This window comes from Streptacidiphilus sp. MAP12-16, assembly GCF_041262165.1.
GTDB lineage: Bacteria > Actinomycetota > Actinomycetes > Streptomycetales > Streptomycetaceae > Streptacidiphilus.
This window is the reverse complement of record NZ_JBGCBY010000065.1, coordinates 1-9772: the sequence shown is the minus strand read 5'-3', so window position 1 is coordinate 9772 and position 9772 is coordinate 1. Positions and strand designations below refer to the sequence as shown.

Genomic DNA, 9772 nt, shown 5'->3' with positions numbered 1-9772 from the left:
CGGGAAGATCTTGGTCGATCCCCTTGATAGCAGAGGTCCAGCAGCATTTCACGCCCCCTTGACACCGCCTCCGGGCGCTAAACTTCGCGGCATTGCGCGATGACGATCCAGGTCCAGCGGTCGGCTGCTTCCGGGGTGCGGAGCCTGGGGCGGGTCCAACCGAGGGTCTGCTTGAACAGCCGGAACGTGTGCTCCAGGTCGAATCTCCGGAGGTAGGACTGCCACCAGCGGTCGGTGTCGGCGGCGGTGGCGCCGGTGGCCGAGGACCACAGCCACACCGGCTTGGGATCGCGGTCGCCAGGCAGGTGGTCGACCTGCAGGCGGATCAACGTGCCCTCGATGACGGGGAGTTCGCCGTCGTGGTCGAGCCAGCAGGTGCGGTGGGTGAGCCGGGGGTGCATTCGGTCCCAGCTGTCGGCGGTGGCGGTGCCGTAGCGCGTGGTGGCGGTCGTGGTGGTGTGCTCCGGGGCGGGCCAGGTGGCGGGCTTGTTGAGGGAGAACTCTGGTCCGTGCTTGGGCGGGCGGCCGTTGGTCCCGGGCAGCCTGGGCGGCTTCGGGCGTCGCAGGACCCGGTCTGAGCGGATGCGTCCGAGGAGCTCGATGGGCAGGTCGGCGAGCACGAACGCCAGGCGGGTGACGTCGTAGCCGGCGTCCATGACCACCAGGACGTCCGGGTCGCCCTCGGCCCACTGTCCGGCCGCGACCAGACGCTCGACGACGGCGCGGAGTTGGTCGGCGGTCACGGCGGTGGCGTCGTCCTCGGGGCCGAGGCGGACGGCGTCCAGGATCCTGGTCCAGGAGGTGCGTCCGCTCTCCAGCGCGACGATGAAGGAGTAGGGCCAGCCGGGGATGAACTGTGCGGCGTTCTTCGCGCGTCCATGGACGTGGCAGAACAGCCTGTCCGGGCTGGTCGCCGCGTCCGAGCGCAACCAGGAACTGACATCCACGGCCAGGACGATCCGCCCGTCGTTGGTCCGGGGAAGCGGCAGCGCGGCCAGCGTCGCCCGCAGCCGGTCGGTATCAATCCGGCCGCCGTTCAGAGCGTCGTAGAGGGCGCCGTGCCCGCGGCGGTGCTCGGGCGCCAGGGTCAGGTCGACCAGGGCCTTGACCGGCCCGTCCGCGCAGAGCAGGGCGTCGGCCAGCTCGAACAGGGCGTCCGCGCGGGCGGTCAGGCAGTCGTAGAAGCCATTCCGGAACCGGGACAGCACGGACAGGGACTCGACGCGGGCAGCGTCTTCCAGCACACTCGTCCTCACGGCCTTGGTTGGTGATCATGGGTGCTTCGCAACGCACATGATCACGCCAAGGCCGTACCGCTGTCCGGCGAACGGCGAAGCCCGTCGTCAGCCGGGCCCTCTCGGGAGGGGCGACGTTCGACCTATGCCGCGGTACTCGGCTCAAATCGCAGGTACCGGTCCCAGATCAGGGCCTTGCGATACGGACCCTCCCCGCCACTGTCGAACTGCGGCTCATCGAAGCAGATCCAGTACGCAAGCTCCCCATGACGTGCTTGAGCATGCTGCACAGGCGCCGGAGCAGCGAGATCATCGATCGTGCCGAGGAACTCGCGCTGCCACGGCCCGTCCCATGCGGGATCACGCAGTACTCGTACCCGGCTTCCTGGCGCCAGCGCACTCGCTGGCCACTCTTGCTCCAACGGACGGCCGACGATGTGTTCGAGGGTCTCGCGGTCCAGCGTGCTTTCAGGGTCTGGGGCAGAGTCAGACGTCATGCCCTCATCCTCCCGCCAGGCCGTTCAGAGCCCCACAGGTTAAAGAACAAGCTCAGTGCCTGTTTCTGAACCCCTCGATCAAGTCACGCGACCCGCCCACGTCTCCGTCACGATGTGAGCTCGGCCGGCCAGACCCTGCGAACCGGCGGTGGCGGGCAGGTTCCGCAGTAGAAGGTTGCCTGGTCGAGAAGGTTGGGTGTCAGCTTGACCCCGGTCAGCACCTCCGCGAGAGCGAAGGCCGCGGGCGCCGACAGGTCGGTTTCGGGGAGCGGGTCCCCGAAGTTGAAGCCCATCTCCTGCAGGGAGGCCGTGATCTCGGCCGGGGTGCCACCGAGGCCGTGCTCTGATACGGGCGATTCGAAGATCGTCTGCATGGCGGTGTCCGTGTAGTCGAGGAAGGTGTCCACGTCGTTGACACGGTGGTAGTGCGAGACCCACCGGGTTCCGGTGGAAGCCGGTCCGGCGATTTCCTCGGTGACGCCGAGTGAACCGTTCGGCTCGATCATCAACGTCCACGACCCGACGCGGGTCATGGCGACCAGCTGGTCCGCGCCGCGGCGACTGTCCCCCAGAGCGACGGCGGCGCGGACGATAGCGTCGAGGCTGGTCACGGTCGGTTGTTCCTGGCCGTCCAGTCTGTGCAGGAGTTCTGCCGGTGCCACGTCCCTCACCAAGGTGATGCAGTACGCGCTGGCCAGTTCGGGAAAACGCTGCTGGAACCACAGGTAGTCAGCGGCGGTCGCGGTCATCATGGCCCTGAGCATGCCCGATGGGTCCGACGTTCGAGTATGTCGGGCAGGGCAGCCGCGGGGCGGCGGCTGCCCTGTCGCCGCTGGCAACGGGTTCAAACCCGGGGCGGCGGGTCTGGAGGGGCCAGCGGTCCGGTCAGACAGCCAGTTCGTGCTGGATCACAGCGGCGATCGGCTTCGGATGAGCTGGTATGCGGGTGAGTACCTGGTCTTCTCTCCTCGGCCTGTCTGAGCAGGGACAGGGGTGGTGCGGGGGTAGATATGGAGAGTGAGAGCGTGGTGGTGAACCGTGTTGCAGCTCGATGAGCTGCAGTTTTCTCGCGGGTTGGGTGTGGTAGCGGCTGGGGCGGGGCAGCCAGTGGACGGTTGGGTCTGTCCGTCCAGGAGGTGCGACGTGCCGTCGGTGATCGCTTTGCTGGAGTGCCGTGAGGCGCTGGCGCGGGAAGAGCTCGAGTCCTGGCTGGAGGCGGTGCGGGAGGCCGAGGAGCATGTTGCTGCGGCCCGGCAGCGTGTGGACCATGCACGAATTGCCCGCGAGGAGGTGCTGCGTGCGCTGGCCGAGGAGGGCGAAGTCGCCGCACGTCGCGCGGAGAGCAGGCCGGAAACGGCATCCGTGCCGGACAAGGTGGATGACTCACCGTCAGTGCCTGTGGCGGGACCGGCCGCAGTGGCGGCCGTTCCGGTGATCGTGGGGCAGGCGGTGCCGACGGGGACGGGCGTCGACCGCGACCAGCGGCCGCCGACCTGGCAGGCCGGCCTGGGTGCGGACGTACTGTCGGGGGTCTACCGACAGGTGTTCACAGCGGTCGTCGCAGCCACTGAGCCGGTGACCGCGCAGGAGCTGACACGGCTCCTGGGCCGGGACGCGACACGGATGAACGAGGTCGAGAAGGTGCGGCACCGCGCGTATGCGCTCGAAGCGCGGGGCTGGCTGTTGCGCGGGCTCGGCGGGGTGTTCACAGCTGCGGGTCAAGCCGGTGGGCTCGGCGTTCGGGCCAGTGCAGCCGCTGGCGTGCCATCCGGCGGGTCAGCGTGAGCAGGCCGGCCCACCACACCACCTGCTCGTGGTGGTCGGGGCGGCGCTCGTGGTCGCGGTTGAGCCGGCGGGCCCGTGACAGCCACCCCAAACTGCGTTCCACCACCCACCTGCGCGCGAGCACCACGAACCCCTTCTGCCCGTCGCTTCGCCGTACCACCTGCACCTTCACTCCGTGCCGGGCGAACGCCTCGGCCAAAGCCTGGCCCTGGTAGGCACTGTCGGCCCAGCCCAGTTTCAGCAGTCTGCCCGGTGCGGCCATGAACCTGGCCAGCAGGTCCGGGGCGGCCACCGAGTCGTGCACGTTGGCGGGCGTGACGGTGACCTCCAGCAGCAGGCCCAAGGTGTCGGTCAGGACGTGGCGCTTGCGTCCGTCCCGGAGCTTCGCGCCGTCGTAGCCGCGACTGTCGGCGGCGACGGTGTCCGCGCCGTCCACTGACTGCGCGTCGATGATCCCGGCACTGGGTTCTGCCGGCCGCCCCTCGCGCTGGCGCTCGATGCGCCGCAGCCGCTGGTACAGCTCGCGCACGTAGCCGTGCCGGCACCAGCGTCGGAAGAAGTCGTATACCGCCCGCCACCAGGGAAAATCGGCGGGGACGGCACGCCACTTCGCCCCGTTGTCGACGATGTAGCGCACCGCGTCGACCATTTCCCGGTGGCAGAACGCCTCCGGGCGCCCGCCCCGGCCCTCCAGCCAGGCCGGGACCGGCATCGACGCCCGGATCTGGGCCCATTCCACGTCGGTCATGTCGGTGGGATAGCGCTCGGGACGCCGTCCCGCAGCGATGGCCCCGTACAGGTGCACGTAGCAGTCACACGCAAGAGGGGCCGGAATGGACCACGCGGCATCGGGAGTGGTCAACTGAGTGTGCAGCGGGTCTCCTTGGACGGGCCGGGTCTCGACAACCACGTCTCTACCGAGAGGCCCGCTCTTTCATGCCCACCCTGCCACCAGCACCTGCGTGCGAGGCATCACCCACACCGAGACAGCCGAACATCAATCGCTTCACCACCACGCTCTGAGCGAGGCTGAGTACCTGCTTCTAGACCACTATCAAGATCACGGATAGATGAGCGGCCATCGCCGATGCGATATCTCCGTTGCCCTGGGAGTGCAGTGGGTTCACTATCGACAGATGTTCGAGCTGCTGCCCGGGATGGGTCTCGTCCTGCCGTATCAGGCGGGCGTTTTGAGGTTCGGCATGTCCGAGCGAGCCGCGCAGTGGGTCGTCGCGAGCCTGGCAGACGTGCGGGAGTCCTGGGTCTGCCAGGCCGGCTGGGCCTTCACGGCCGCGTGCGATGGTGTGGAGTTGCTTGCCTTCGGTGACTGTGTGGACCGTATGGGCCGCGCCGAGCGGGACAGGAGCGGCCTTGCCGCAGTCGTTCTTCGTCGGTCCGAGTACGACGCCCTCACCGGTCCGTCGACCCTGCCCGTGGTCCTGGACGGCATCGACATCTTCGGGTATCCGGCTACCGAGGTACTGGACGTGCTTACCTCGGCCGACTACCCCGATGTGAGGCTCCCTGCCGCGTCCCCAGGCACCTATCTGCCAGAGGTCTCGGTCTCATGCCTGCCGTTTGGCGATCAGGTGCCGACCAGCGCATGACCAGGAATCCTGAGCCCGCTCGTGGCGATCGGCCCTGGATGGGTTGTCCACGCCGTCATGTGGGCGCGGCTATCGAGCAGGCGGGGCGGACCGCTGTGGTGCGGGCCGCCCCGTCGCCGCCGGCATCGGATGGTCCCCGAGGCGGCGGGTCGGGGGATGCCAGTGCTGGGCATCGTCATGTGGAGCACGGTTCGAGCTGGGCGGGTTCGATGGTGAACGTGGGGGCCGTTGGCTCGGCCTGGTGCCTGCTGGGGGGTGGCTTCCGGGTCAGCCGACGGGTCATCAGTGTCACGGCTGCCCAGGTCAGGTGGGCTTCGCTTTCTCTGAACTACGAGTTGATTCCGGCCGGGAGCATCCAGTCCACGGCCGCGTCACATCTTCCCGATCTTGAGCGCTCGTGCCCGCTCTCCGGTGTTCTCCGGACGGATGCGTTCGGCTAGGCAGTGCCGATGGGAGATGACGGTGTGGCTTCCTGGACCGTCGGTGCTGCGAACGTCCAGGATGAGAGCGTCTCCGCCTTGGCTCACGGTGATCTGCTCGCCGCAGAAGTCGCAGCGCCAGGCCAGCGACTCCAAGTCAGCGGGGCGAATGCTGAGCCGTACTGATACCGGAGGATGCCAGCGATGGATCTGCTCGATCACCGCATCGATCTGTGAACCGATGGGTGGATAGAGAGCAAGGAGTTCGTCGTGGCTGCTCGTGGTTCGGGAGAACTGCTGGATCATGTCGATCGAGGCCGACAGGCCGGCGTTCTCGTAGCCGATGATCTCGACGATCACCCCCCACGGGTGATGGCTCAGGACGGTTGCCCGAACCTTCTGGCCGGGCATGAGCGCCAGGCTCTCCGTCTCGAACCTTTCCATCAACCACGTCCTGTCTTTGTGTCCGGGCCGCGAGCGGCAGCGCTCATCTGTCGTCGGCATCGGAGCCGATCTCCGTACTCAGCGTGTGCAGAGCGTCCTCGTATTGGTGGCGGTCGAACTGGAACGGGCCGAAAGCCGCGTAGACGCGTGTCTTGCGGTGGGGCTGCTCGAAGCAGTCCCAGGTCACGACGTCGGCTGTCACGGTGATGCGGGCCATGAGAGGCCAGCAGCCCCACTCGCCGCACTCGCAGCCGAGCAAGGGCGTCTTCGGCCCCATCGCATCGGTGGACTGTCCGAGGAAGTGGTCCTGCATAGGGCCGAACCGAAAGAACTCCGGGATGAGACCCCCGTAGGCGTCGCCGGCGGGCTGCATTCCGGCGTTGGTCTCGAACCTGTCGATGAGCTCGGTGAGTGCTGTTCCGTCGACGCTGGGGACGACCTCGAACACGCCACGACCGTCCTTTTGCCGGTACTCGAACCGGATATCATTGCTGGCCACCGCTTGATTGTCCCAGTTCGCTCGCTGTCCTTCCGGTGGCCTGGGGAAGACGGGCATGGCGAGGCTCGTGACGCCGGCGTGATGCCAGGTTGCGGCGACTCTGACCGCGTCGGTTCCGTGAGCCTCCGTGGATCATGCGCTGGCTAGGTGAGGTCCAAGGTGGTGGCGGTCCAGCCGAGGCTGGGAGCCGAGTGCCAGTGCGGGCGGGCACGCTGGTTGGCGAGGTCGCGTCCTTCATCGAACGCGGCCTGGTGGTCCTGGCCCTGGGCCAGCACTCGACGGATCAGTTCCCTGGCATCGTCTCTGTGGTCGTGGACAGCGAGGTACTCGACCAGGTCTGCGGCGAAGCCCCATGGACGGAGAAGGCTTTCCGGGACGCTGCAGGGAAGCGTCCCCGGCGCCGAGGTGGCGGCGAACCATGGCAGTGCATGCGCGCGCAGATGCGCGAGCACCATTTCCAGTCGGGGCAGCCGCTTATCGTGGTCCGCCAGATTCACGCTGCTTCCCGCGCCGAAGTCGAGCAGGCTCGCGGAACAGACGATGCCCTCCACCGAGGCGGGTCTGACCAGGGTCCGCTGCGGGTTGTCGCGCCTCCAAGCCCGCAGGGCCGTGTCCGTGACCGTGATTGCCGCAGCTCTGAAGGTGACGGCACGATGAGCTCGGTCCCGGTAGCTCCGTTCGACGGTGACCGTCTCACGGCGACTGTCGCGCCTCGATTCGAGGACCCTGCGGCTCTTGACCCAATCGAAGCCCTCCAGCGCCTGCTGGCCCGCGAGCCATCGGCCCGCGGCGTCGATCACGTCGCTGGCCTGGTGGGCTTCCAGGACGGTGACCGCAGGGCCGAGCGTGCTGTTGGTAGTCGGCATCGGACCATGATGAGGCATCCGTGGATGCCTCGGTCGTCCCGGGCGGGGCGGCATCTCGGGTTTGAACGTAGAGTCACGCTGGTGACAGCGAATCGGGGCCGGTGGCCGAAGATCGATCCGGACAGCGGCATTGAGGATGCGGTGCTGCCCATCCTGGAGTGGTTGGGCGAACAGGGTGTGGGCGCCATGATCAGAGTGGATGCCGAGCGGGTGCGGGACCAGAAGCCCGCGTGGACGTTCGCTGCTGGTGGCGGTCCTTTGAGCCATCCGCTGCGGGCTGACGGAGCCACCGCCCAGGAGTGTTTGTCCCGAGCCCTGGTCTACCTTCGCGAGGCCGGCGTAGACGTTCCTTTCTGAGGTAGGTACCAGCGTGTCGCTCATGAAGTGGACGAAGGTGCGGGTCCTGGGGTGGCGGTGGCGCGTCCAGCGATCTGGCTGAAGGTGGGCATACCGAGATCGATCGCGCTGGCCCTGCGGGCGCTGGACGCGTCCATCTGGGCGAGCTTTTCCTCGGCGCCGGCGAGGCTGGTTTCGAGGCCTTCGACCTCCCCGAGCCAGCCTTCGTCCTTTGCCTCGCCGATGCGGTCGATGAGGTTGTCGCGGATCTCGGCGAGTCGGGGGCGCTCGGCGGGGTCGGGTCGGAGCATGGCGCATCGCAAACAGGCTTAACCGAACTGATCTTGAAGCGGGTCTCGGAGACATCGACCTCGTGCCATGACCGTGAGTGACCGTCACGAATCGTGTGATGTTGCGGCGTTCGGCGTGTCGCGGACGGCCTGTCGGCAGGCTTTGGTCAGCAGGCCCTTCACGGCGTGGGGATGTATGTAAAAGGCGAGTGATCGAAACGGCACTCCCTCGGCTCAGCCCGCCTCAGCCGACCTCTGGGGTCTCTGGTGTCCGCAATCCAGCCGGGTGCCATGGGCATCGACGACTGCGTAGTCGAGTACGACCTTGGTGGGGTCGCCGTCCTCGTATAGCCAGACAGTGATGCAGTCCCGTGAGACGAAGGTAGAGAACCAGACGTCGATCCCCTCGATGATCGGCCCGACTGTGAAGACCTCGCCCGGGTTCATCCAGTAGTCCTCACCGTAGGGCTCGATGAAGAGGCAGGCAACCCTGTCGCCTACGTTCTCCACGGGGAACCTGCTACGTCCCACTGGACCCCCTAACGATCGCGGACGGGCCAATGGATGCTGCGAAGGCGGCGAGGGCAGTGAAGTCGGCGTTCCTCAGACCGATCCGGGGATTGACGTGATGGAGAAGGGCTGGTGCGCTGTGGCTTGCGGCCACGTGTGCATGATCCGCGTCGCCTTGCTCGTCGTCCACCCAGGCAAAGGGCCGACCACTGGCGTACGCCACCAACGGTTGGGACTTCCAATGAACCCCATCCGCACGCTCATTGAACAGAGCGTCACCGAAATCGACAAACGGCAACTCGGGCAGGCCAAGCACCGGTCCGATCCACTGGTTGGCGTCGCTCATCCAGGTCGTGGCCCAGCACAACTCGTAGCCGAGAGCCATCAGGGCCGACCCGTGGCCGGGGTTGAGCCACACCCGCAGTGGCCTCCGATGGCCTCGTGACCCCCTGGGCTCACCGGCAACCCCGATTTCTGGTGGGACGCGGAGAGTGGTGTAGCCCTCGGGTCGCTTCTCAGGCTTCGCTGCATAGGGATTCAGGGGGCCGTCGACATCGAGGAACAGCAAAGGTCGACTCATGGCACCCCCGACTTCGCTCCCGATCTGCTGAGTCGCCCAGAGCATATCTGTCTTTCGTTCGCCGATGCCTGGCCGACCGTCAGGTGCAGGCCGCCTCCCAGCGGGTCGCGGAGAGTAGCGGCCAGGATTCTTGTGGACCGGCGGTTTCCGGGCGTGTCGCGGAGATCGATGTCGTCAGGGTGTCGGTGAGGAGACGGTCAGCGCCGTGGAGAATGCCCGGCATGGATGATGCCTTCACGCTCCTTCGGCACGCGGCCGATCTGCTTCCCGAGGGCGCCCGTGCCGAAAACGGCGTGACGCTCGAAGACGTGCGCGACTACGAGCGGCACCAGGAGTGGGAGCTCGTGCTGGATCTTCTGATGGAGATCGGGAACGAGTACTCCGTTCCCTTGGGCTTCTGGTCGCTTCTCACAGACGCTGCTCGGCAGATGATGCTGGAGCACAGCGTCCGCTGGTGCGAGTGGCGGGCCTGGGAGGTGCAGCACGGTGCTATCCGGGCCAGGTTGAGTCTGCTGAGGGCGGAGGAGGGCGGGCGTCGGACCGCGTTCTCCGGGCAGGTTGCGTCCAGGGAAGTGGTGTACGGGTTCCACCCGTTCCGGGGGTTTCGTACCGGTAGTGGGTGTCGCCTGAGAACGTGAGACGGCCATCGGCTGATTCTTCGAGAACGACCAAGCTCTTGAAGGAGATCCGCACGATGACCGCAC

At 67.1% G+C, this 9772-nt stretch carries 13 protein-coding genes and 1 pseudogene; 4 read left to right on the top strand and 10 right to left on the bottom strand.

Features of this window, described 5'->3' with window-relative positions; translation table 11 throughout:
* Positions 1 to 95: 95 nt before the first annotated feature.
* From ABIA33_RS37840 to ABIA33_RS37830, 3 genes and pseudogenes are all read right to left on the bottom strand, one after another.
* Positions 96 to 1256, bottom strand: a pseudogene (locus ABIA33_RS37840) (NF041680 family putative transposase); the annotation flags it as partial.
* Between the two features lie 122 nt (positions 1257 to 1378).
* Positions 1379 to 1732, bottom strand: coding sequence for a ferrous iron transport protein A (locus tag ABIA33_RS37835; RefSeq protein WP_370088740.1), 354 nt, complete (start codon positions 1730 to 1732; stop codon positions 1379 to 1381).
* 107 nt (positions 1733 to 1839) lie between these two features.
* On the bottom strand, positions 1840 to 2484 hold the full coding sequence (locus ABIA33_RS37830; RefSeq protein ID WP_370088738.1) for a DUF6461 domain-containing protein: 645 nt from the start codon (positions 2482 to 2484) through the stop codon (positions 1840 to 1842).
* Positions 2485 to 2875: 391 nt separating this feature from the next.
* Between ABIA33_RS37830 and ABIA33_RS37825 the strand changes: the two genes are divergently transcribed.
* Positions 2876 to 3517 (top strand): hypothetical protein, encoded by a 642-nt coding sequence (locus ABIA33_RS37825; RefSeq protein ID WP_370088736.1) that lies wholly within the window; start codon positions 2876 to 2878, stop codon positions 3515 to 3517.
* Here ABIA33_RS37825 and ABIA33_RS37820 read toward each other — a convergent pair.
* Positions 3438 to 4265: an IS5 family transposase gene (locus ABIA33_RS37820; protein WP_370088734.1), complete on the bottom strand. Its 828-nt coding sequence runs from the start codon at positions 4263 to 4265 to the stop codon at positions 3438 to 3440. The genes ABIA33_RS37825 and ABIA33_RS37820 overlap by 80 nt on opposite strands.
* A gap of 388 nt (positions 4266 to 4653) precedes the next feature.
* Here ABIA33_RS37820 and ABIA33_RS37815 point away from each other — a divergent pair, with 388 nt between their 5' ends.
* Positions 4654 to 5124, top strand: coding sequence for a hypothetical protein (locus ABIA33_RS37815; RefSeq protein ID WP_370088732.1), 471 nt, complete (start codon positions 4654 to 4656; stop codon positions 5122 to 5124).
* A 371-nt stretch (positions 5125 to 5495) separates the two neighbouring features.
* Here the strand turns inward: ABIA33_RS37815 and ABIA33_RS37810 are convergent, their stop codons facing one another.
* The 3 genes from ABIA33_RS37810 to ABIA33_RS37800 form a co-directional block, all read right to left on the bottom strand.
* The gene (locus ABIA33_RS37810) at positions 5496 to 6047 is read right to left on the bottom strand and encodes a hypothetical protein (protein WP_370088730.1); all 552 of its coding nucleotides are present in this window, start codon (positions 6045 to 6047) and stop codon (positions 5496 to 5498) included.
* Entirely contained in the window at positions 6031 to 6543 is a 513-nt protein-coding gene (locus ABIA33_RS37805) for a hypothetical protein (RefSeq protein ID WP_370088728.1), read from the bottom strand. The genes ABIA33_RS37810 and ABIA33_RS37805 overlap by 17 nt, the downstream gene beginning before the upstream one ends.
* Before the next feature lie 86 nt (positions 6544 to 6629).
* A complete protein-coding gene (locus ABIA33_RS37800; RefSeq protein WP_370088726.1) occupies positions 6630 to 7352 on the bottom strand; it encodes a hypothetical protein in 723 nt (240 codons plus the stop codon).
* Between the two features lie 81 nt (positions 7353 to 7433).
* On the opposite strand from ABIA33_RS37800, the gene ABIA33_RS37795 reads away from it, so the two are divergent.
* Positions 7434 to 7709 carry a hypothetical protein gene (locus ABIA33_RS37795; protein WP_370088724.1) on the top strand — a complete coding sequence of 92 codons (276 nt, stop codon included), beginning with the start codon at positions 7434 to 7436 and terminating at the stop codon, positions 7707 to 7709.
* Positions 7710 to 7729: 20 nt separating this feature from the next.
* Here the strand turns inward: ABIA33_RS37795 and ABIA33_RS37790 are convergent, their stop codons facing one another.
* The 3 genes from ABIA33_RS37790 to ABIA33_RS37780 all read right to left on the bottom strand — a co-directional run bounded on the left by ABIA33_RS37790 (position 7730) and on the right by ABIA33_RS37780 (position 9068).
* Positions 7730 to 7999: a hypothetical protein gene (locus ABIA33_RS37790; RefSeq protein WP_370088722.1), complete on the bottom strand. Its 270-nt coding sequence runs from the start codon at positions 7997 to 7999 to the stop codon at positions 7730 to 7732.
* Positions 8000 to 8212: 213 nt separating this feature from the next.
* Complete coding sequence (locus tag ABIA33_RS37785) at positions 8213 to 8488, bottom strand: hypothetical protein (RefSeq protein WP_370088720.1); 276 nt, start codon at positions 8486 to 8488, stop codon at positions 8213 to 8215.
* A gap of 10 nt (positions 8489 to 8498) precedes the next feature.
* Positions 8499 to 9068, bottom strand: coding sequence for a hypothetical protein (locus tag ABIA33_RS37780; protein ID WP_370088742.1), 570 nt, complete (start codon positions 9066 to 9068; stop codon positions 8499 to 8501).
* A gap of 221 nt (positions 9069 to 9289) precedes the next feature.
* Here ABIA33_RS37780 and ABIA33_RS37775 point away from each other — a divergent pair, with 221 nt between their 5' ends.
* Positions 9290 to 9706: a hypothetical protein gene (locus ABIA33_RS37775; RefSeq protein ID WP_370088718.1), complete on the top strand. Its 417-nt coding sequence runs from the start codon at positions 9290 to 9292 to the stop codon at positions 9704 to 9706.
* Positions 9707 to 9772 lie beyond the last annotated feature (66 nt).